Source organism: Halomicrobium sp. HArcht3-1 (genome assembly GCF_058933345.1).
Genome location: NZ_JBZYDM010000002.1, coordinates 259,781 through 282,128 on the forward strand (window position 1 = coordinate 259,781; position 22,348 = coordinate 282,128).

Sequence of the window (22,348 nt, forward strand, 5' to 3'; positions counted from 1 at the left end):
AAGTCCCGCACGCTCGAATCAGGCGGTAATGACTATCTACGAGGCCGAGGTTCCCGGCGTCGGGCACAAGTTCGAACTCGAACTCGACGGCGACGAACGCCTCGTGGTGATTATCCACCACGACGGGAAACGGGACGTGTACCGACGGCCAGATCCGGATGCCGACAGCGAGCAACTGTTCTCGTTGTCGGCCCAGCAGGCCCGTCGGCTGGGATCGATCCTCGAAGGGGCGTATTTTCAGCCCGTCGCACTCGACGACGTGAAGGTACCCCTCGGCGACGCGATCATCGAGTGGTACGAAGTCGGCGAGACCAGTTCCGTCGCCGGGTCGACGCTTGCCGAATCGGGCCTCCGTGACCGGACTGGCGTCTCGGTCGTCGCGATCCAGCGCGGGGCGGAGACCGTCCCGAACCCGGACCCGGACGAGCGGATCTCGGCCGGTGACACGCTCGTCGCGCTGGGGACCCGTGAGGAACAGCAGGCCGTCGGGGAGATCCTCGACGACTGATGGCCGCGGCGTTGCTCGAAATCGGCATCGCGCTGGTGGCGCTCGCACTCGCTGGGCTGGCCGCCAATCGCCTCTCGCTGTCGGTGATCCCGGCCTACATCGTCGTCGGCATCCTCGTCGGCCCGAACCCGCCGACCGACGTACTGGGCGTCTCCCTGCAACTGGTGACCTACGGCGAGTTCGTGCAGGTCGCCGCCGAACTCGGGATCGTCGCCCTGCTCTTTTTTCTCGGACTGGAGTTCTCTGTCGGACAGTTACTGACCGACCGCCGTCGCATCGTCGCCGCCGGGAGCGTCGACTTCCTCGTGAACTTCGGGGTCGGTGTCCTCATCGGTCTCGCGTTTGGCCGCACACCGCTCGAAACCGTCCTGCTGGCCGGGATCGTCTACATCTCATCCAGTGCTATCGTCACGAAGTCACTGATCGAGCAGGGGTGGATCGCGAACCCGGAGGCCGATCCCGTACTGGGCACGCTCGTCTTCGAGGACCTGCTGATCGCTGTCTATCTGGCGCTGGTCGCGGCGGTCGTTTCGGGGACCGGCGGGCTGGCCGGCGCGGCCGGCGACGTGGCGCGTGCCTTTGCCTTCCTCGGTGGGCTGGCGGTGCTGGCGTGGTACGCCACCGAGCAGGTCGAGCGGGCCTTCGATCTGGACTCCGACGAACTGTTCCTGTTGCACGTACTCGGCGTCACGACCCTGATTGCCGGGACCGCGCTCGCGCTCGGGATCAGCGAGGCGGTCGCGGCCTTCTTCGTGGGGACGGCGTTCAGCCAGACGAGCCACGTCGAGCGTATCGAGCAGGTCGTCGCGCCCGCGCGTGATCTGTTCGCTGCGTTCTTCTTTTTCGCCATCGGGCTGCAGACCGACGTGACACTGCTGCCGGCCGTCGGCGGCCTGCTCGCGGTCGCGGTCGTCTGCACGACGGGATCGAAGCTCGCAAGCGGGACTGTCGCCGGCCGCGTCTACGGTCTCGACGCGACTCGATCGCTCAGGACCGGTCTCGCGCTCGTCCCGCGTGGTGAGTTCTCGCTGATCATCGCGGCGCTCGTCGTCGGTGCCATCGGCACCGGGAGCGACGTGCTCGCCGACTTCGCGCCGGTCGTCACCGCCTTCGCGGTGGGCTATGTCCTCGTGATGAGTGTGCTTGGCACCGTCCTGATCCAGTACGCGACTGTGGTCACGGATCGGCTCGCGCCCGTGCTGGATCGTGCCAGCTAGAGCGAGACCATCGCCATCAGTTCCATCCCGACGACCATCGCTACGGCCGCTGCGGGCGGGATGGTGAGGTTGTCGTCTAACACGTAGCCGGCGACGACGGGCTTGAGACCGTCGGCTGCCGTCGCCGCCAGCCCGCCGAGTGCGGCCGCGAGCCAGCCGACGAAGAAAGAGCCGATGCCGGTACAGACCCCGAACATCGCCAGCAGGACGTAGGTCTCCTTGGTCAGGTTCCCCGACCCGAGCAGCCCACTGATGGGATCGCCGATAGTCAACATCAATATTGCGGGGATGGCGACGACCCGTGGTGCAAGCAGGGCAACGCCGGCGGCGCTGATGAGATACAGCGCGTAGCCAGCGAGATTGTCCTGCTCGTACTCGCGGGTGAGCCGGTCGTAGATCGCCCAGTCCAGCCCGACGAACAGCCGCAGTGCTTCGAGCAACAGCGCGACGCCTGCCGAGAGGACGAGCAGATACTGGACGACCGTCCACGAGGTTAGATCGAGCAGGTACAGCGCCGGGAAGCCGGTGCCACTGGCGTGGACCAGTCGTCGGGCGATCTCGTCGGCCATCTACAGGTCGTCGAACTCGATCTCGCCGTCGCGAAGCGCCGTCAGGCGGTCGGCGAGGTCCGCGACGGCGACGCGTGTCTGTGCGGTCGTGTCACGTTCGCGGACGGTGACGGTGTCTGGCTCGGCATCGGCTTCGTCCTCGCGGGCCTCGCCAAGCGTCGCGTAGTCGACGGTGACACAGAACGGCGTCCCGACCTCGTCCTGTCGACGATACCGGCGGCCGATCGCACCGGAGTCGTCGTAGCTCACGGAGAGACCGGCCTGGCGGAGTTCACGCGCGAGGTCGCGGGCGTACTCGCCCATGCCGTCACGATCCATCAGCGGGAAGACGCCGACGGTCGTGGGCGCGACTTCCTGTGGGAGTTGCAGGTAGGTGCGCTCCTCGCCGTCGACCTCGTCCTGTCGGTAGGCGTGATCGAGGGCGGTGTACAGCGCGCGGTCGATCCCGAGCGACGGCTCGACGACGTGGGGCGTGATGTGCTCGCCGGACTCGGTGACTTTCTCGAAACTGAAGCCGGTCTTCGCGACGGGGACGGTGACTTCCTCGCCGTCGACCTCGACGGTGACCTCGCCGTCCTCGTCCGCGTTCTCGAACGCGCTTGGGTCGCGTTCGGCCAGTGCTTCTAGCGCCTCGGCGACCGCTCCAGCCGACCCACCGAACTCCGGTCCGAGGTAGCTCATGTCCGGGTCGACTGTCGGCCGCTCGACGGTAACGGGTTCGTCGTACTGCTTGAAGACGGTAAACTCCTCGTCGGAGTACTCGTCGTGTTTCGAGAGGTCGTAGTCCGACCGGTAGGCGAAGCCGCCGAGTTCGATCCAGTCGCCGTCGACCTCGCCCTCGGCGTCCCAGCAGTCGGCGGCGTAGTGGGCGCGCTCGCCCGAGAGGTGCTGGCGGAAGCGGAACCGATCCATGTCGACACCGATCGATTCGTACCACTGCTTTGCGACGCCGAGGTAGTAGGCGATCCAGGGTTTGGCGACGATGCCATCCTCGACGACCTCCCCGATGGTCGCTTCGTAGGGTTCGCCATCCTCGTCCTCCTGATCGCTCGCCGGGTAGAAGGGCGCAGTCACGTCTGCGACGGCCGACAGGTCCGGCTCGTCTTCCTCGGGGTCGATGAACAGTTCCAGTTCGGCCTGCGTGAACTCCCGGACCCGCAAGAGGGACTTGCGCGGGCTGATCTCGTTGCGGTAGGCCCGACCGATCTGGGTGACGCCGAAGGGAAGCTGATTCCGGGCGTACTCTGCGAGCTGTGGGAACTCGATGAAGATGCCCTGTGCCGTCTCGGGGCGGAGATAGCCCGGATCGGAGGAACCGGGACCGATGTTCGTCGCGAACATCAGATTGAAGTCCTCGATGGCCTGCCCGGCGAGACCGGTCCCGCAGGTCGGACAGACGAGTTCGTACTCGGCGATGAGTTCCTCGACTTCCGCGACCGGGATGGACTCGGCTTCCTCGATGTCGGTGTTGTCCTCGACGATGTGGTCCGCACGATGGCTCTCGCCACACTCGGGGCACTCGACGAGCATGTCGTCGAACCCGTCCAGATGCCCGGAGGCCTCGAAGACGGGTTCGGGCATCACCGTCGGGGCGTCGACCTCCATGTTGCCCTCCTGAATGGTAAAGCGGTCGCGCCACGTGTCTTCGATGTTTTGCTTGAGTGCTGCACCGGCGGGACCGAAGGTGTAGAAGCCGGAGACGCCGCCGTAGGCGGCGGCCGACTGGAGGAAAAAGCCACGGCGTTTCGCCAGTTCGACGAGGTCCTTGTCGTCGCTCATAGACCCTCCAGCAGATCCATGTCACGGACGATGCCGACGAGGTCGTCGCCCGAGACCAGCGGGATCTGTTCGATGTCCTTGTCGATCATCAACTGAGCGGCGTCCTGTGCGGTCTGGCGCTTGCTCACCGTCAGCACGTCGGCAGTCATGAACTCGCTGACCGGCTCTTTGGGAATCTCGACGTTGCGAGTGGGCATGTAGGTGCCACCGACGGCTTTGACGCTCTCCCACTTCCAGTCGTCGTCGTCGCTCGCCATGCTTTCGCCGGTCTCGGCTTCGCCCTCGACGACGCGAGCCACGTCGATGATGTCGACTTCGGTGAGCATCCCGCACATCTCGCCGTCGTCGTCGAGCACGACGCCGTAGGGCACGCGCGCGTAGTCGAGTTCGTGCTCGGCGACGGTCAGGGGCGTCTCGGCGTAGACGCAGTTCACGTCGCGACGGGCGAGTTCGTCGACCGACGTGTCGCCGTCGGCGTCGCCGGTCGCGATGGCGCGGATCACGTCGGTGACGGTGATGATCCCTTCGAGGCGACCGTCGACGACCGGCACTCGGCGGGCGCGTTCGGCGACCATCAGCGCCGCCACGTCCTCGATGCTGGTGTCCGCGGTGACCGTCGGGGCGTCCTCGGTCAGCAGGGCCAGCTGGTCTTCGTCGGGATGATTGATCAGGGCGTCACGCGAGACGATCCCACGGAACTCCTCGCCGTCGTCGGTCTCCTTGATCACCGGTACGGAGGAGAAGGCTCGTTCCTGCAGGTACTCGAGCACGTCGTCACGGGTACCCGGAATTTCGACAGTGACGACGTCCGAGCGCGGCGTCATGGCGTCTGCGACGTTCATACTATCCTTTGTCCTGCTCACGCGTACTAAGTCCTGCCCTTCGGCTCGTTTCGGTAGCGACGGTGCCAATCGGACGGACGGCGTCTGCCTCTGACGGCCCGAGAAGTGCGCGCGCCACCGTCTTCGGCCCTGCGCCAGTCGTGGCGGATACAGGAACACCCAATATTTTCGGGGTATCGACCCGGACCCACACTTCCGAGTCGGAGATTATTGCCTCCTATGTTGTCGGTTTGCTAACGAAATCCTCGCTTTCGTCCGTCGGTTTCGGCACGTTTATATGCGGTTGTTACATGTTGTCATGCATGGAGCCGGACACGGTCGCCAAAGCGGAGGTGGCAGCGGACGCAGAAGTGATGGCATCCGTCGAACACGGAGAGACGGACACCTTCATCATCGCAGACGTAACAACCGACGACGCCTACCTCACGCTCGACCTCGACGACGCCGCCTCGCTGCCCGCCTGGCGGTAACGACGACCCCGATTCGCGGTGCTGACAGTCCTTCTTGCCTCGCCAAATATCAGCAGTGATAGCGACGCCGACTACGGACCGGTCCCGATCTCAGACCGTATCAGGCACGAGCGGTCCGACGCGAAAGAAGCGCGTGTGACGGCTCAGGTCGCCGTCTCCGTCTCGTTTGTCGGTGTCCCGGTCGCGTTCGTGTCGCTGGTCTCGTTCGTCGGTGTCGCTATCGGCGTCGTGATCCCGCTGCTCGGGAAACTCACGTCCGACGACGACGAACTATCACTCGCTTGGGGCACGCCAGCCGCTTTGTGACCGTCCGTCAGGAACGTGGCGACGTTGCCGACGAGATGTTCGTTGTCCGCGAGCGTCGCGGCTTCGGGCGAGAGGAACCACGTGTCACCGATGGCGGTGACGTTGCCGTTGCGCACGGCGACGGCGTAGGTCCCGTTCTTGCGCGTCGAGGAGTGGCGCACGTCCTCGCCAGTCAGCAGTGTCTCCGACTCGTCGCTGGTGACGATGGGTACGGCCGCGCGGAACACGGTCCGTTCCGCGTCGGTTCCGAGACGGCTCTCGCCAGCCGTCGATCCGTAGATGTACTGGAAGTTGTTGGCGTTCTCCGTCATGTCGTACAGGTAGCCCGATCCGAACGTGATGCCAAAGCGGCCGGCCACGTTCGTCGGCTGACCCGATGCGGAGACGCTGTTGCCACTCCCGATACTGGGGACGATCGACGGGACCGACGACGACGATCCGCTCGTCGGTGTGTCGGCAAGCAGGAGGACGCGGCCGCCGCCGTCGGCGAAGGCCTCGATCCCATCGACTTCGCTCCCGGAGTAGGCCGTCCCGGGGTTCGCGACGACGAACGCGTCGGCACCGCGAAGCGACTCGTTCAGTGCCGACGAGCCGGTACTGCTGGTGAAACTGCCACTGCCGGAGCCACCGGTGAAAAAGCGCACGTCGTGTCCGCCACGGACGAGCGCGTCGACGAGCGGCTGCATCTCGGCCCGCGTCACGTCGTTTCCGTGACTCAGGTCGACGACGACGGTCTTTTCGGTGTCCGTCTCGGCCGCCGCGACTGCGCCCGTGTCGGCGACCGCTTCTGGTAGCAGCGTGTCGTTCTCGAAGGTCGGTGCGTCCGGCCGTTCCGTCGCCTCCGTGCCCGTCTCGGTGAGGACGGCGACGCCCGTCGTCGCACCGACGACGAGCAAGACGGCGAGAACGAACACGCCGACGATACCGAGTCCCTTACCGAGATTCATTTGCGCTCACCTCCGTGTCCGGCGCTGCGAGTGATCCGTGTAACATGAGATACTGTACCGTATCGACGCCCTGATAGTCGAACGTCGCCTGTGTTCCGGCCGACGTACTGGTCGACTGGCCGTCGGCGCGGAGTCCGAGTTGGCTCACGAGGTTCGGCTGTGGTGATTCCATGCGGACGACATCGTAGTCGTTCAGTTCGGCCCGGTCGGCGGCGTCCTGAACGGCGGTATCGAGGCCGCCGATCGAGTCGGCAAGCCCGAGTTCGACCCCGCGTGCGCCGGAGTACACCTTCGCGTAGGACAGTTCGGCGGCCGTGAGTTCGAGTGATTCGCTGCGTTCGCTCACGACGGTGCCGACGAACGCGCGACGAAGTGCTTCGACGCGCTGGCGGACCTCGGCGTTCGTCGCCGTCGATCCCTTGTCGGGACCGGTGACGATCTCGCCGTCGGGCGTCCCGCCGCTCGGGACCACCGCGCGGACGCCGACGCTCCCGACGCTACTCGCGGGCGTGACGTAGATGTGGTCTGCCGGTGCCGTCATGTAGTAGCTCCCCGACGCTGCGAGGCCGGTTACGCTCGTCACGACGGGCATCTCCTGTTGTGTGCGCTTGACCGCGAGATAGAGCTGTTCGCTGGCCGCTGCGGACCCACCGGGTGAGTTGATATCGAGAACGACCGCTTCGATCGTGTCGTTCTGTCGCGCTTCACGCAGGTCGTCGACCACTTCGGTCGCGGCGTCGCCGGTGATGGTGCTGTGGAGTTCGATGACTGCGACCGTCCCGTCGGGTTCGGTCGCGCGGTCCCACACGGTCGGCGCGATCGCTGCGCCGACGACGAGACCGACGATGGCGACGACGACGGCGATGCGACCGACGTTCGATCGGCTCACGCCGTGGCACCTCGTTCCGTCGTCGCTTCGGCCCGATTCGCGTCCGTCTGTGGCCGTTCCGTTACGCTCACGTTGGTGTAGCGCACCGTCTCGGTGACGGACTCACCATCGGCCGTCGACCACGTGGTCTCGATCTTGAGCGGGATCTGGCGCTCGGTGTCGACCCAGACCCGGCGCTCGACCGTAACATCGGTGGCTCGACTGTCCGTCGCGTTCTCGGGGACGAACGAGACGACCGCCGTTCGCTGGCCGTCGAGGACGGTCGTCCCTTCGATGGTAACGTTGTTCGTTCGGACGAGTTCAGACGCGAGCGCGCCGTACGACGGAATCCGTCCATCCATCGCCGTTCGAGCACCGGTCGACAGCGTCGGTCGATTCGACGCCGGCCCGGACGTGTCGATCGTGGTCACGGTCCCCGCGCGGGGACCGGTCTGATACTCGATTCGCGTGTAGTCGTCCGTCTCGACGGTCAGGTCCGCACGGACCGTCGACGTCTGTGCGGACGTGCTCACCGTCTTCGTGACGGTCGCTTCGTACCGTTCGATACTGTCGTATCTCGTCTGGACGTGTTCACCGACCGCATCCGGATCTGTCACCGATCCGTTCTGGACGGCTGTACATCCTGCAAGGAGGAGCAGGCCGACGAACCCTATCGAAAGCGCTCGTCGCTTCAGTTGTTTGCGGGGCATTCGTCCGAATGATATGTACATGCTGGTATAATTTTATTCATTGAGAACGTCAGAACACAGACCCACTTACGGAAGCCCCGTCTCGTCAAAGCGGATGCGTTACATTTCTCATCGGGTGGGGTCAGGGCTGACAGCATCCGTTGGCAAGCGTTTTGCAATCACTCTGTCTGACAGTCGTGCCTTGTGGTGTCTGCTTGCGGATCGACTGCTGGGGCGGCTATGTCGATTGTGTCGTCCGCGTCGCAGCGAGAAAACAAACGTTATGCCCGCTGGGATGAATCTGCCAGACATGAAGGTACTCGTGACAGACCCCATCGCAGACGCGGGTCTCGAACGGCTTCGAGAGGCGGGCCATACGGTGGAGACGGCCTACGACGTCGAGGGTGACGCGCTCCTCGATGCTGTGGCCGACGCCAACGCACTGATCGTCCGATCCGGAACCGAGGTCACCGACGAGGTGCTCGCGGCGGCACCCGATCTGGTGATCGTCGGCCGGGCCGGTATCGGGGTGGACAACATCGACATCGACGCCGCGACCGACCACGGCGTCATCGTCGCCAACGCACCGGAGGGCAACGTCCGGGCGGCTTCCGAGCACTCCGTCGCGATGGCCTTTGCCACCGCACGCTCGATCCCGCAGGCCCACCAGCGCCTCAAAGACGGCGAGTGGGCCAAGGGCGACTACCTCGGCACCGAGGTCAATCACAAGACGCTGGGCGTCGTCGGCTTTGGCCGCGTCGGCCAGGAAGTCGCCAAGCGACTGGGCAGTCTGGGGATGGACATCGTCACGTTCGACCCCTACATCAGTCAGGAACGGGCCGACCAGTTCGGCGCAGACCTCGTCGACTCGCTGGACGAGTGTCTCGAAGCGGCCGACTTCCTCACCGTCCACACGCCCCTGACCCCCGAGACCGAGAACATGATCGGCGAAGAGGAGCTGGCCCAGCTGGAGGGCGGCTACGTCATCAACTGCGCTCGCGGTGGCATCATCGACGAGCCGGCACTCGCCGAGGCCGTCGAGGACGGCATCCTCAAAGGGGCTGCCGTCGACGTGTTCGCCGAGGAACCGCTGCCCGACGACAGTCCGCTGCTCGACGTCGACGACGTCATCGTCACGCCCCACCTCGGAGCGTCGACGGAAGCGGCACAGGAGAACGTCGCCACGTCGACGGCCAACCAGATCATCGCTGCGTTCGACGAGGAGCCGGTGATTAACGCGCTCAATGCCCCCTCGATCGACGAGAGCATGTTCCCCCAGATCGAGCCCTACATCGGGCTGGCCGACACGGCCGGGAAGATCGCCGTCCAGCTATTCGACGGCCAGCTTAGCAACGTTGAGGTGACCTACGCCGGTGACATCGCCGATCAGGATGTGGATCTGGTGACCGCGAGCGCGCTCAAGGGCGTGTTCGCCCCCTCGGAACTGCAGGTCAACGCCGTCAACGCCCCGCAGATCGCCGAGGATCGGGGCATCGACGTGACCGAGTCCAAGACCCGCTCGGCCGAGGACTTCCAGAGCCTCGTCACGGTCACCGTCAGCAACGGGTCCGAGAGCGTCTCGGTCTGTGGGACCCAGTTCGCCGGCGAGGACCCCCGCATCGTCCGCATCGACGACCACCGCGTCGACGCCGTCCCGCACGGCCACATGCTCGTCGCCCGCAACAAGGACGCACCCGGGACGATCGGCTTTATCGGGACCGTCCTCGGTGATGCCAACATCAACATTGCGGGGATGTTCAACGGCCGCGAGGTCATCGGCGGTGAAGCCCTCTCCGTCTACAACCTCGACGAACCGCCGACGAGCGACGTGCTCGATCAGCTCAACGGCGACGACCGGATCATCGAGACGAAGTACATCTCGCTCGACAACGGCGAGTAGTCCGCCGAGCAGTTTCACAGGAGCCGATCCAGCAGTCCCCTCTCGGAGCTCGTTTTCACTGCGCTCGTCGTCGCTCGTTCGGCCAGCAGCCGTTCGTACCGCGTCACGATCTGTTCACGCCGACGCCGCTCTCGTTCGAGTTCCCGTTCGAGCTGTTCGATCCGATCGCAGAGAAGCTGGCGTTCGATCGCATGGCGGACCTGCTCGCGACGGGGCCGCTCTCCCCCGACCGTCGAAGACTGTTCGATCTTCAGGGTGGCATCAGAGACCATGACTATGTGAACTGTTCCCACTGCAAAAAATACCCGTCGGACGGGCGTCAGCTACCGTGCAGTCTGGCGGTTCTGCTACCGGTCGTCGTCGAGCGGTGTCGGTGGCGAGATGGTGAACTGACAGTCGGCGGCCAGCCGCTGGACGGCCGTGGTCCCGAGGTCGACCGTGGCGAGTCGTTGTGCCAGTAGGTGCTCGCCCAGTGCCAGTGTGGCCTTTTCACTGTAAGGCCAGCCCCCGACCCGCCCGCGGATCGTCGTCTCCTCGCGCACGAGCGTCCCGTCGAGTTCGGTGTAGGTGTAGCCAGACAGCGAGAGCGGTAGCCGTGGCGGTCGGTCGACGGTCAGCGCGAGCAGTCGCTGGCCGTCGATATCGACCGTCGTGTGCGTTCGTGATTGGCCGGCGTCGATCGAAATATCGGCTAGCGTCTTCGGATAGCCCCACACTTCGCGACCGAGCGCCACCGACGCCTCGGTCGTCACTGGCATGGTCCAGACGAATCCGCTCGTGGTGTGTCTCTGGCCGGAGAGGACCGGCACCGTCGTCGCCGTCCGCTCGACGGCGGGAATCTGGACGCTCACCTCGTCGTAGGGAGCCATCACGTCCTCGCCGATGCGGTCGTACGACACCGACAGCACGGTGACGGCACCACGCCGTGGGGTCACCCGGAGCGGCCGGAGTCGATCCGGGAGCAACGCCGCCACCTGTGCCAGCGGTGCCGGAAAGACGGCCCCCGTGATCCGGGCTGACAGCGTCAGTGGGACTGGAACTGTGTGCCCGGTCGAGAGCGTCACTGTCTCCGTGGGATCGCTCGTGTCGGGAGTCATCTGTCCTCCGAGAATCGTCGGATCAGCAGCCGCTGGGCGTAATCGCGGATCGAGTCGGGCAGCAATCGCGAGCGGACGATTCCCCATGCACCCAGTCCGACGGTGTACCGGGCCGCCGGATCGGACCCTTCTGCGACCGCGACGATCCGATCTGCGACTCGCTCTGGCCTGACCGCCAGTGGACCACCCGAAACGACGCCGTCACTTTCGAGTGATTCGTACAGCCGCTCGTAGCAGTCCGTCCGGTCGAAGCCGGCGAGCAGGTCGTGGACGCGCTCGGCGAACCCGGTGCGCACCCACGCGGGTTCGACGAGTACCACGTCGATCCCCTGCTCGGCGACCTCGACCCGGAGCGCGTCGCTCGTACCCTCCAGTGCGTGTTTCGACCCGGCGTAGGCCCCCCAGCCGGGCGAGGCGACCTGTCCCATCACGCTCGCGATGTTGATGATCGTCCCGCCACCCCGTTCGCGCATCCCCGGCAACACTGCTTTGGTACATCGGATCGCGCCCCAGTAGTTCACGTCGAACTGCGCGCGCATTCGCTCGATGGGCACGTCCTCTATGGGTCCCATCTGCCCGTAGCCGGCGTTGTTGACGAGACAGTCGATGCCGTCGCCGTTGGTCTCGATTCTCGCGACGACGGTCTCGACCGCGGCGCTGTCGGTCACGTCCATCGCCTCGGTGTGACAGCCCAGTCGGTCCAGTTCGTCGAGACCGTCGGTGTCGACATCGGTGGCGTACACCGTCCAGCCGCTGTCGCGAAACGACGCGGCCGTGGCTCGGCCGATCCCCGACGCTGCGCCGGTCAGTAGTACGGTGGACATCAGTGTCGTCTGTCCGGACGGTTCGACTGCCGCCGGTAATAAACACGCCGTGATCTGTCGTCGACCCTCGATTCGAATCCAGAATTTGGAACGGAGTTTGATAGCCATCTGTTTGTCTGAAAGACTGTCGGCACATGGGGGAACCGACACGGAGCGTCGCGCCCGGTGAGTGACTGCGAACTGGGTGACGCAGGCACGGTCGACCACTCGTGTGCAAAGCTATGGTCACGACACGAGATCCGTCCGACCGCGACGACGGAATGATCGACATGGCGACGATGATCCGTCTATGGCCCTCGATCCTTCCCCACAACCCCACTGACGCTACCCTCTTTCCGTCCCTCTATTTCCCGTATGCACCGACGCGAAGTGCCGATGTCACGGTCCGTCGTTTTGCCGCCCGCTCCATGTCTACCGAAATTTTCTTGGAGAATCGAGAAAAATTGACATACATCTCTCGTCGTGATGACTCGCCGTATCCTCTCTCAGATCGGAACGCAACGAGGAGTAGCCGACGGTCACCGTTTTATACACTATTTTCTCGGCACTCGGGCACGTCAGAGATGAACACGAGTGCCACCAGACGACGGTTCCTCGGTTCGCTCGGGGCTGCCTGCGTGGCGGGTGCTGGCGGCGATGTGGTCGGGGCGAGTGACGGCGTGCCCACGGAGCGTCAACGACAGGCAGGGACGACACAGCCCGGCGAGGCGTTCGCCGACGATACTGTCGAGCGACTCCTGTCCGAACACGACGTGGACGGCGCGTCCGTCTCGCTGGTCACGGGTCCCGGAGAGACGGTCGCTCGTGGCTACGGTCACGCGTACCGGTCTCCGGATGTCCCGTTGGATCCAGCAGAGACCCTCGTCGAGATCGGGTCGATCTCGAAGGCGATCACCTGGACTGCACTGATGCAGTTGGTCGATCGAGGCCGTGTCGCGGTCGATGACGACGTCGCTGAACACGTCACATCGGTCAGGGTCCCACAGCGCCACGGGCGAGTGAAGCTGTGGCATCTCCCGACACACACGCCGGGATTCGAGGCACGCGTGCGAGGAGACAAGGTCAGCGACCCCGAGAACGTCCGTCCGTTGGTCGAGTCTGTCCGTCGGCCGAAACCAGCCCAAGTCAGATCTCCGGGCGACATGATCGTCTACACCAACTACGCTGCGGCACTGGCCGGGCAACTCATAGCCGACCGAACAGGAATGTCGTTCTCGGAGTACGTCGACACGAACGTCTTCGAACCACTCGGGATGACCCGGAGTACGTTCGGGACGGCGCCGCCCGGTCTCGTTCCGGGCGCACCCGAGCGTACTGACGATCTCAGCTGGTACTCCGACGTTCCACCTGCATCGGGGATGTCTTCGACTGCGGCGGATATGGGGAAGTTCCTCCACGCCCACCTCTACCCCGACGAGGCGCGGGACCCGATCATGTCGCCGTCGACGTTCGAGGACATGCACCGAGAGTGGTTCAGCCCTCACGAGCGGATCCGCGGGATGGCGTTCGGGCTCGCCGAGAACAGTCACGGCGACGTTCGCCTCCTCGAACACGGCGGGGCAATGCCCCGGTTCTCGAGTAAGCTCGTGTTCGCGCCCGAGCAAGGGATCGGGCTGTTCGTCTCCGTCCACGGCCAGGAATCGGACGCGGCGATCACTGCTCTCGAAGACGCGTTCCTCGACCGGTTCGCCGGGAGCGCCACCGACGCCGACCCACCGGGCGACCGTCCTCAGGCCGAGGGCGATACTCCGCCGGCGGGGACGTTTCGAACGGTGTACGCGACCGACTCGACGACGTACGATAAGACAGTGTGGGCGCTCACGACTCCCTCGATCGATCTGACAACCGGACCCGACGGCACGCTACGCACGCAGATGGGCGACACCCAACACGAGTGGATACGGATCGGGCCTGATCTGTATCGACGAGCCGACGGCGGCGACACGATGTTGCTCCAGCGGGCCGACGACGGCACCCAACATCTCATCCTGGAGAGTCGGATGCCCCTCCCGTACGAACGCATCTCCTGGGCCGGACAGTACGACATTCAGATCGCTGTGGCCGCTGTCGCCATGCTGATCAGCCTCTTGAGCGTCCTCCGACTGGTGGCACGGTCGGTGTGGATCGGGGGCACGATCGATTCGGACCGGACGTGGCTCGCCCGTCCGAGCGTCGTCGAGGGCGTCGCTGCCGGCTGGCCGTTCGTGTTCGCGCTCGCAGTCGTCACCATCCTCGTCGTCGGGAGCGGCGTGACCGGTATCTCGATCGGCGACCGAGCACCGCCCGGGCTACAGGTCGCGTTCCTGATACCGCTGTTCGGTGCGGTCGGGACAGCCGTCGCAGCCGTCACCACGGCCCGTGCGTGGCGACGGTCTCTCTGGTCGCTCACCGACAGACTACGCTACTCCGTCGTCGTCGCGTCGTCGGCTGCCCTGCTGTGGCTCTGTGACTACTGGAATCTGGTCGGCGTCGCGGTCTGACTGTGCCGCCGACTGGACCTGTCACCGCCCCTCGGTGGTGGTGTTCTCGCCGTCCCACGTATTGTTCCAGCTTCCAAATGGAAAACATTACACAGTATAGATTTCATCTTACCTGTATGTGCGAACAACGCCGAATACGAGCGACATCGCAGCGACGCAGTAGAGTCCAACGTCCCGCGACGACGGAGACACACAGCGACAGATGACCGAGCCTTTCACCGACGCAGAAAAACGGTTGCTCGTCGGACAGGCACGCACACTACAGGAACGCGTGAACACGCTCGATGAATACGAACAGGACATCGAAAACGAGGATCGGATCACGGCACTGTGGGACGAATGGCGCTCGCAGTTTCCGAGTGATACGGCTTTCGAGAATCGAATTGAATGGTCCGACGCGTCACAGTCAGAGTGGCGACGAGCACTGGCAGTCGAACAGTTACACGCGGACGCACAGCTACCCGCGTGGATCGACTATCTCGAAGACATCGCCGGGGCGATACGTGACCGGTCGTCCGTCGGTGAAGGAGCCCGCGATGGTGGCGGCACCGACGAGCGTCACTTGTTCGGAGCGCTTACCGCGGCGCTCGCTGACTACGTGTGTGCCCGTGTCCCGACCGAGGTCGCGGATGTCCTCACTGATGAGAGCATCACAGAGATGGGTGAGTGGTTCAGAACACGGTTCCAGAATCGATTTTCGCGGATCCTCTTCGTGGAATTCAAGACGTTCGTCGCGGCTCACGATCAGGACCTCGTGTTCGCGGACCCGGACGACTTCGAGGAACCGCCGACTGAATACTACGACCGATTCATCGACTATCTGTTCGACGGCGGATTCGCTGATCTCTGTCGGGAGTATCCGATGTTCGCTCGACTCCTTACGACACAGTGTCGACAGTGGCAGCGACACCTCGAAGTGTTTTGCCAACGGCTCCGCTCGGACCGTGACCTGCTGGCTGACCGATTCGCCGATGGCGACGATATCGGTTCCGTCGTTGGCTTGGAACCACTCGCAGACGACACACACGGTGACGGGCGTGCGGTAATGCGTGTCACGTTCAATACGGGGACCAGCGTGGTGTACAAGCCACGGAGCGTCGCCGCCGGGAAGGCGCTGTACGAGACACTCGAAGCGGTCGAAACGCACCTACCTTGTCCGTCATTTTCCACTCCGACCTACTTGGAGCGAGACGGCTACGGGTGGATGGAATGGATCGATCACGAGCCGTGCACGGACGACGGCGAAGTCGAGCGATACTATCGCCGTGCTGGCGTGTGGCTCTGTCTCGCGTATCTATTCGAGTTTTCGGACTGCCACTTCGAGAACCTCAAAGCGGCCGGCGAGCAGCCGATACTGATCGATTCCGAGACTGTCTTCCATCCACATTTCACTGCCGAGCGGCGCCCGGTGGGCGACGATATCGGCACACTGACCGACGAAAGTGTCCTTCTGACCTCGTTGCTGCCGTACAAGATCGAACTCCCGTACGATGGTGATTCCGAACCGTCCCGAATGCGTGAACGGATTGCCGGTTTCGGAGAACGGTCCGGTGAAGTGGCTCTCGAGGGGATACAGGTTCCGCGGATCACTGCCGAAAACACGGATGTCATGTCGGTCGCGGACGAACCGGCGACGCTAGACCGGGGCGGGACGATCCCAGTCGTTGACGGCGACGACCGTCCGCCTGAAGCGTACGTCGACGCGATGGCGTCCGGCTTCCGGGACGCGTACGAAACCATGCTCGAACTTCGGGATTCGGGAGCATTAGAGGACTCTATCGCTGTCTTCGACCGGTTCGAGGGTATTCGAAACCGGCTGGTGTATCGACCGACCGTGGAGTACGCGAGAGTGTTGCGCGACCTCTCCTCTAAGGACTGCTTGCGTGACGGTGCCCGTTTCGGCATCGAAATAGAGCAGCTTTCGACGCCGTTTTTTGATGGGCGCATCACGCGACGCAAACCGTGGTCACTGTACGAGGCCGAACGGGAAGCACTTACACGCCTCGATCCACCTCGATTCACCTCACGAGTGGACGACCACGACATCGGATGGGACGGGACTGATATCGGCATCACGGCGGATCAAACCGGTCTCGAGCGCGTCAGAGAGCGACTTGATCGAGCCGACCGGTCCGATCTCCGCCGGCAACTCGAACTCATTCGAGGTTGCTACGGGGCACCTCCACAGGGAGACACCAACGCGACCCTCTCTGGAACGTCCCAGGGCGGATCTTGTAGCAACGGTGAATTCCTCGACGAGAGCGAGCGACTGCTTCGAACGCTTCGGTCGACCGCCCGTGAGACCACCGATGGGCAGTACAACTGGGCGACCATCGCACCGCATCACGAGACCGAACGGCTAACGATCCGGCCGGCCGGTGGCTCGCTATACGTCGGCGGAATCGGTATCGGGTTATTGGGGGCGGCGCTGTTCGCGGTGGACGGTGACGACCGATACGAGGCGTTTGCTCGCTCGGCCATCGCGCCGACTCGCGACGCGGTCCGTGCCCAGCGGACGATACCGGCGTTCGAAAATCTCGGCGGTGCCCTCGGTGTTGGATCGACCGTCTACGGTCTCAGTGTCATCGGGACCTTACTCGACGACGAGTCGATTCGTGAAGATGCGCTCCGCGTCGTCGAGCGATTCCCCGAAGAACGGATCGCCGAGGACGAAATGTACGACGTCGTCGGTGGGTCCGCGGGCACCATCTTGGGGCTTCTCGGTGCGTACGAGCGGACCGAGGCCCCGTCGCTGGTGTCGATGGCACGGGCGTGTGGCGACAGATTGCTCGCTGCACGACAGACTGTTGACGGTGTCGATGTCTGGCGTACGCTGTCAGATGCGCCCCCTCTGACGGGGATCGCACACGGTATCAGCGGCATTGCGTACGCACTCGTTCGGTTGTGGGACGTGACGGGTGACCGGTCGTATCTCGACGGGGCGACCGAGGCACTTGCGTACGAACGACGCGCCTACGTCCCCGAGACAGAGAACTGGACCGACTATCGGCCTTGGATCGACCGCAATCCCGACCAGTGGTGCTATGGCCGAACCGGGATCGGTCTCGCACGACTGGGCATGTCGGATTATCTCTCGGATGAGACGATAGAGCGCGACATCGAGCGGGCCGCGTCGGGAATCGCACGACGAAGTCCTGCAACTGTTGACCATCTCTGCTGTGGCTCTGCTGGACGAGCGGAATTCCTACTGGAACTACAGCGTCGACGCCAGCGCCACGAAGGGGAAGCTCGCGGTCTCCTCAGTGATGTCCTCGAACGCCGTCGCGCTGACGGACAGTACCGAACCTTGTCGGAGACCGCCGAGATCACCGACCCGAGCTTCTTCCACGGCGTCTCCGGGATCGCATACACGTATCTTCGCCTGTGTCAGCCGGACGAACTCCCGTGTATCCTGCTGTGGGAGTAACTCCGCTGCATAGGACGCTACGTCTTCGATTGACACCGGAACGGCCTGTCACTTCGAGAGTAGCCTCCCGGACGCTGACGACTCGCTTCTGGACTTTTGTCTCGGCTACTTCTTCGAGCGAAGCTTCCGGTAGAGGTACGCGACGCCGAGACCGGCCCCGAGAAGCAGCGGGACCTTCGAATCGGAGACGGCCTTCGACGCTCCGCGCCGAACCGTGTCGACGACCGACGACCCCTCGTCGATGTGCTCGAGGATGGCGTCGGTGTCGTTTGGCACCGGTTCGGGGTCCGCGCCGGCCTTGGCGGCAGCGTCGGGGTCCTTGAGGAGGTGGCCCGTCGTCAGGCAGACGACCTGTTCGTCGGCGTCGACCTCGCCACGCTCGCGGAGCTTTCGGAGGCCGGCGACGCTGGCCGCGGAGGCCGGCTCGACGCCCACGCCCTCGCCCGCGAGCGAGCGCTGTGCGTCCGTGATCTCCGCGTCGCTGACGGCGACGGCGGTGCCGCCCGTCTCGCGGATGCCCGGCAGCGCTTTCGGTGCGTTGACGGGGTTGCCGATGCGGATGGCCGTCGCGATGGTCTCGACGTCCTCCCAGCGCCGGACTTCGTCGTTGCCCTCCTCGATTGCCTCGACCATCGGGGCCGATCCTTCGGCCTGCACGCCCGTTAGCTTCGGTACGTCGTCTTCCTCGATGGCACCGGCTTTCACGAGTTCGCGGAAGCACTTGTACAGCGCCGCCGTGTTGCCGGCGTTGCCCACCGGCAGGACGATCCGGTCGGGGAACTCGCCGTAGTCGTCGCTGAACTGCTCCATGATCTCCAGTCCGATCGTCTTCTGGCCCTCCAGTCGGAACGGGTTCAGCGAGTTCAGGAGATAGGCCTCACCGCGGCCGGCAAGCTCCTGGACGATGTCGAGGCAGGCGTCGAAGTTCCCGTCGACTTCGAGGATGCGCGCGCCGTGGAGCGAGGCCTGTGCGACCTTGCCGGCGGCGACCTTGCCGGCGGGCAGGAGCACGAGCGTCTCCAGATCTGCACGAGCGCCGTAGGCCGCCAGCGCGGCGGAGGTGTTGCCCGTCGACGCACACGCGAGTCGGTCGACACCGACCTCCTGTGCGACGCGGACGCCCACGGTCATCCCGCGGTCCTTGAACGAGCCGGTCGGGTTCATCCCCTCGTGTTTGATGCGCAGCGCGTCGACGCCGACTTCGTCTTCGAGTCGCGGGACGCGGTGCAGCGGCGTGTGGCCCTCGGGGAGGGTCACGCCCTCTTCGAAGGGGAGTGCGGCGTTGTAGCGCCAGACCCCTTCTCCCTCGAAGTCATCGAACGTCGGGAGGTCGGCGTAGCGGGCCTCCAGTAGCCCGTCGCAGTCGTCACAGGTGTACCGGATCGCGTCGAACGGTGCGAACGTCTCCCCACATTCGATGCAGGCCAGCCAGACCCCGTCGTCGGCGACCGCCGGCGTCTCGTCGGTCAACTGTAGATCAGCCATTGTCGGGGGCGAAGTCCCCTACCGGCAAAAGTGGGACGGTTGCCGGTCACGTGGCAGGCGGCGCGGTTCCGCCGTCTCACTCCCCGAACTCGTCGATCCGGTCGTGGACGTAGTCGGCCCACTCGTCGAGTGTCTCGTGCATCAGTTGGGCGGCTTCCTCGCGTGGCGTCGCAGCGTACTGGTAGACGTGGCCGCCGCCGTCGAGCAACCGCCGACGGCGCGAGGCAAGCCCCCTCTCTCGGAGCGTCGACAGCGACCGATTGACGTTCGACCGGTCCCGCTCCAGTTCGTTCGCCAGTTCCTCGACCGTACTCTCCGGGTGGTCACACAGTGCCTCGTAGGTCCGTACCTCGTGGGCCTGAATGCGGAATACACAGGCCATCACCTCGTCGAGTGTCGGTTCGTCGTCCAGCATCAACTCCCGAAATCGATTCGGGGCGGGGTCGACAGTCATACCCGTCCGTTGCGCCGGCACGCCGATAAAGCACCGCGTTACCGCACACTCACCTCGTCACGGCGGCCACAGCACTCGTGACCGCCGCCGGGATCACTCGCTCGCGTAGCCCTGATTCTCCAGACAGGTCCGCATCTCGGCGCGGTTCTGGTGGCGGTGCAGGCGCGTCGGCGTGTCGCAGTAGAACGTCGTGCCGTCGTAGCGCAGCGTCACCTCGTGTTCGGACCCGAGAAACGCCGTTCGAACGACCACGCGCTCGCCGGCTTCGAGTGCGTCGAGTAGCTCCTCGACATGCAGTTCACCGGCCGTGACGATGCGGGGTTCGCTCATCGGGTCGTCTTTCCACTGGCACCGACTTGAGACTGGCTGTCGGGCGCGGTCGGTGCGTCCGCTCGACCGTCGCCGTCAGTATCCCAGCGACGCAAGCGTCTCGGCCAGTTCTGCACGGTAGTCGCCGCCGAACAGGTGAACGTGGACGAGTAACGGATAGAGGCGATAGACGAAGCGCCGCCGGTCCCAGAAGCCGTCGTACAACTCGACGCCGCGTTCGCGCTGATAGGTCTCGAAGAAGGGGTCGCCAAAGGTCTCCGTCCAGTCGACGTAGGCCAGTTCGATCTCCGGGTGCCCGTAGTAGCAGGCGGGATCGAGAAACGCCGTGACCTGCTCGCCGTCGGTCAGGAGGTTCGTCCGCCACACGTCGCCGTGCAACAGTGCCGGGTGGTCGGGGTCGGTGAGTAGCGACTCGATATCCGCACAGACGCTCTCGACTCGCTCGGCGAGCGTCCCAGACAGCTCCTCGCCCGCGCGAGCGCGATCCAGCACAGACCGGATTCGCTGGTCGCGGTAGAACGGAATCCAGCGGTCAGTCCACGGATTCGGCTGTGGTACCGGACCGGTGAGCGTGTCGAACGGGAATCCGAAGGCCCGCCCTTCGACGGCGTGCAGATCGGCCAGATGGCCCGCGGCGTCGCGTTCGACGGCCGGCGTGATCCGCGACTCGCCAGCGACGAAGTCGAGACAGAGCAGGTCGGCGTCGCTGTGGTACACCTCCGGCACCGGTAGGTCTGACTCACGCTGCAGGTACGACAGCATCCGCCCCTCCGTCGAGAGGTCGTGTTCGCCCGTCTTCGCGACCACGACGGCACCGTCGGCGAGTTCGATGCGATACACCTCGCCGACCATCCCGCCGTCGAGCGATTCGACTGCCTCAACTGTCTCTCCGAGTGCGTCTTCGACGGCTGCCACGAGTGCCGACGCCATCGTCGCCTCCGTAGCCGTGGCGCGCCTGAAAGCGTTGCCCTCTCTCGGACTCACCGTCGCTCGAAAGGGTAGTGTTTCGGGTGGAGACCGCACGACGGCACAGCTCCTCCCCCGCCACTTCGTCGACTCGAACACACGGAACGAATGACAAACGTACTCACGGGTGCCAGAAAGGGTACCGTTTCGACTGGAGACCGCCCGACCGCACCGGGGTCCCGCTTCGTGTCCCACTCGTCGAAAAACGTGGTCTCACTGAGCGAAGCGAAGTGAGGCTCGCCAGCACTTGCTCTGGCGGTGGGGAAAAAGCGGCTCGCTCCCGTCGGTCGCTCGCCGTTCTACTCCTGCTCGGACAGCCACGCCAGCAAGCCCTTCTGGGCGTGCAGCCTGTTTTCGGCCTGATCCCAGACGATGGCGTTGTCGTGCTCGATGGCGGCGTCGGTGACCTCCTCGCCGCGGTGGGCGGGCAGGCAGTGCATCAGCGTGCGCTCGCCCAGCACGTCGGGGGTGATCTGGAAACCGTCGAAGGCTTCGAGTTTCTCCGAGCGTTCGCTCTCCTGCCCCATGCTGACCCACACGTCCGTGTACACGAGGTCGGCGTCGGCCATCGCGGCGTCGGGGTCGGTCGTCGTCTCCGGGACCGATCCGAGGTCGGCGGCGCGGTCGAGTACGTCGTCGTCGACGCCGTAGCCGTCGGGTGTGGCGACGGTGAGATCGATGCCGGTCATCGCCGCGCCCAGCACGAAGGACTGGCAGACGTTGTTGCCGTCGCCGACCCACGCGACGGACACGTCGTCGAAGCCGTCGAAGCGCTCGCGGATCGTCAGCAGATCGGCGAGCGTCTGGCAGGGGTGGGCGTCGTCGGTCAGGGCGTTGATCACCGGCACGTCGGCGTACTCGGCCAGTTCGACCACGTCGGCGTGGTCGAAGACACGAGCCATGACGAAGTCGACGTACCGCGAGAGGGCACGGGAGGTGTCCTTGACCGGTTCGCCGTGGCCCAGGTGGATGTCGTCGGGGCCGAGGAAGACCGCGTGGCCGCCCAGCTGTGTCATCCCGGTCTCGAAGGAGACGCGGGTCCGTGTCGAGGGCTTCTCGAAGATCATCCCGAGGGTTTGCCCGTCAAGCAGGTCGGGCGCGCCGTCGGCTTTGATCTTGGCCGCGCGGTCGAGGACGGCCGTCAGTTCGTCGGTGGTCAGATCGTCGACGTCGAGCAGGTGCGTGGGCAT

20 protein-coding genes are annotated in these 22,348 nt (G+C 64.8%); 6 read left to right on the plus strand and 14 right to left on the minus strand.

The features are described 5' to 3' along the window. The first annotated feature begins 28 nt into the window (after positions 1–28). Positions 29–508 carry a cation:proton antiporter regulatory subunit gene (locus AC5FRW_RS04375; protein ID WP_493567208.1) on the plus strand — a complete coding sequence of 160 codons (480 nt, stop codon included), beginning with the start codon at positions 29–31 and terminating at the stop codon, positions 506–508. Further along, a complete protein-coding gene (locus AC5FRW_RS04380; protein ID WP_493567209.1) occupies positions 508–1,725 on the plus strand; it encodes a cation:proton antiporter in 1,218 nt (405 codons plus the stop codon). The genes AC5FRW_RS04375 and AC5FRW_RS04380 overlap by 1 nt, the downstream gene beginning before the upstream one ends. Here the strand turns inward: AC5FRW_RS04380 and AC5FRW_RS04385 are convergent. From AC5FRW_RS04385 to AC5FRW_RS04395, 3 genes are read right to left on the minus strand one after another with little or no spacing between them, the layout of a single operon-like run. Continuing rightward, on the minus strand, positions 1,722–2,294 hold the full coding sequence (locus AC5FRW_RS04385; RefSeq protein ID WP_493567210.1) for a dolichol kinase: 573 nt from the start codon (positions 2,292–2,294) through the stop codon (positions 1,722–1,724). The genes AC5FRW_RS04380 and AC5FRW_RS04385 overlap by 4 nt on opposite strands. Further along, positions 2,295–4,073, minus strand: a complete 1,779-nt coding sequence (gene glyS, locus AC5FRW_RS04390) for a glycine--tRNA ligase (protein WP_493567211.1) — start codon at positions 4,071–4,073, stop codon at positions 2,295–2,297. It abuts the gene before it with no gap. Next, positions 4,070–4,915, minus strand: coding sequence for a CBS domain-containing protein (locus AC5FRW_RS04395; RefSeq protein WP_493567212.1), 846 nt, complete (start codon positions 4,913–4,915; stop codon positions 4,070–4,072). The genes glyS and AC5FRW_RS04395 overlap by 4 nt, the downstream gene beginning before the upstream one ends. Before the next feature lie 302 nt (positions 4,916–5,217). Here AC5FRW_RS04395 and AC5FRW_RS04400 point away from each other — a divergent pair, with 302 nt between their 5' ends. After that, positions 5,218–5,385 (plus strand): DUF7556 family protein, encoded by a 168-nt coding sequence (locus AC5FRW_RS04400; RefSeq protein WP_493567213.1) that lies wholly within the window; start codon positions 5,218–5,220, stop codon positions 5,383–5,385. 143 nt (positions 5,386–5,528) lie between these two features. On the opposite strand, the gene AC5FRW_RS04405 is transcribed toward AC5FRW_RS04400, so the two are convergent. From AC5FRW_RS04405 to AC5FRW_RS04415, 3 genes are read right to left on the minus strand one after another with little or no spacing between them, the layout of a single operon-like run. Next, complete coding sequence (locus tag AC5FRW_RS04405) at positions 5,529–6,638, minus strand: DUF4350 domain-containing protein (protein WP_493567214.1); 1,110 nt, start codon at positions 6,636–6,638, stop codon at positions 5,529–5,531. Further along, positions 6,625–7,527 carry a S49 family peptidase gene (locus AC5FRW_RS04410; RefSeq protein ID WP_493567215.1) on the minus strand — a complete coding sequence of 301 codons (903 nt, stop codon included), beginning with the start codon at positions 7,525–7,527 and terminating at the stop codon, positions 6,625–6,627. The genes AC5FRW_RS04405 and AC5FRW_RS04410 overlap by 14 nt, the downstream gene beginning before the upstream one ends. Then, a complete protein-coding gene (locus AC5FRW_RS04415) occupies positions 7,524–8,216 on the minus strand; it encodes a LolA-like protein (protein WP_493567216.1) in 693 nt (230 codons plus the stop codon). The genes AC5FRW_RS04410 and AC5FRW_RS04415 overlap by 4 nt, the downstream gene beginning before the upstream one ends. Before the next feature lie 289 nt (positions 8,217–8,505). Here AC5FRW_RS04415 and serA point away from each other — a divergent pair, with 289 nt between their 5' ends. Further along, on the plus strand, positions 8,506–10,095 hold the full coding sequence (serA, locus tag AC5FRW_RS04420) for a phosphoglycerate dehydrogenase (RefSeq protein WP_493567217.1): 1,590 nt from the start codon (positions 8,506–8,508) through the stop codon (positions 10,093–10,095). Positions 10,096–10,109: 14 nt separating this feature from the next. Here serA and AC5FRW_RS04425 read toward each other — a convergent pair whose 3' ends face one another. The 3 genes from AC5FRW_RS04425 to AC5FRW_RS04435 all read right to left on the minus strand — a co-directional run bounded on the left by AC5FRW_RS04425 (position 10,110) and on the right by AC5FRW_RS04435 (position 12,016). Continuing rightward, positions 10,110–10,367 (minus strand): hypothetical protein, encoded by a 258-nt coding sequence (locus AC5FRW_RS04425; RefSeq protein WP_493567218.1) that lies wholly within the window; start codon positions 10,365–10,367, stop codon positions 10,110–10,112. A gap of 75 nt (positions 10,368–10,442) precedes the next feature. Next, a complete protein-coding gene (locus AC5FRW_RS04430) occupies positions 10,443–11,192 on the minus strand; it encodes an acetoacetate decarboxylase family protein (RefSeq protein ID WP_493567219.1) in 750 nt (249 codons plus the stop codon). Then, complete coding sequence (locus AC5FRW_RS04435; protein WP_493567220.1) at positions 11,189–12,016, minus strand: SDR family oxidoreductase; 828 nt, start codon at positions 12,014–12,016, stop codon at positions 11,189–11,191. The genes AC5FRW_RS04430 and AC5FRW_RS04435 overlap by 4 nt, the downstream gene beginning before the upstream one ends. Positions 12,017–12,579: 563 nt before the next feature. Here AC5FRW_RS04435 and AC5FRW_RS04440 point away from each other — a divergent pair. Both AC5FRW_RS04440 and AC5FRW_RS04445 read left to right on the plus strand, forming a co-directional pair. Beyond that, a complete protein-coding gene (locus AC5FRW_RS04440; protein WP_493567221.1) occupies positions 12,580–14,496 on the plus strand; it encodes a serine hydrolase domain-containing protein in 1,917 nt (638 codons plus the stop codon). Positions 14,497–14,698: 202 nt separating this feature from the next. Next, a complete protein-coding gene (locus tag AC5FRW_RS04445) occupies positions 14,699–17,923 on the plus strand; it encodes a type 2 lanthipeptide synthetase LanM family protein (RefSeq protein WP_493567222.1) in 3,225 nt (1,074 codons plus the stop codon). 105 nt (positions 17,924–18,028) lie between these two features. Here the strand turns inward: AC5FRW_RS04445 and thrC are convergent, their stop codons facing one another. The 5 genes from thrC to argF all read right to left on the minus strand — a co-directional run bounded on the left by thrC (position 18,029) and on the right by argF (position 22,348). Continuing rightward, positions 18,029–19,408 carry a threonine synthase gene (thrC, locus tag AC5FRW_RS04450; RefSeq protein WP_493567223.1) on the minus strand — a complete coding sequence of 460 codons (1,380 nt, stop codon included), beginning with the start codon at positions 19,406–19,408 and terminating at the stop codon, positions 18,029–18,031. A gap of 76 nt (positions 19,409–19,484) precedes the next feature. Then, on the minus strand, positions 19,485–19,862 hold the full coding sequence (locus AC5FRW_RS04455) for a helix-turn-helix domain-containing protein (protein WP_493567224.1): 378 nt from the start codon (positions 19,860–19,862) through the stop codon (positions 19,485–19,487). Between the two features lie 93 nt (positions 19,863–19,955). Then, positions 19,956–20,192 carry a DUF8001 family protein gene (locus AC5FRW_RS04460; protein ID WP_493567225.1) on the minus strand — a complete coding sequence of 79 codons (237 nt, stop codon included), beginning with the start codon at positions 20,190–20,192 and terminating at the stop codon, positions 19,956–19,958. Positions 20,193–20,267: 75 nt separating this feature from the next. Further along, positions 20,268–21,122, minus strand: a complete 855-nt coding sequence (locus tag AC5FRW_RS04465) for a fructosamine kinase family protein (protein ID WP_493567226.1) — start codon at positions 21,120–21,122, stop codon at positions 20,268–20,270. Positions 21,123–21,457: 335 nt separating this feature from the next. Continuing rightward, the gene (gene argF / locus AC5FRW_RS04470; RefSeq protein WP_493567227.1) at positions 21,458–22,348 is read right to left on the minus strand and encodes an ornithine carbamoyltransferase; all 891 of its coding nucleotides are present in this window, start codon (positions 22,346–22,348) and stop codon (positions 21,458–21,460) included.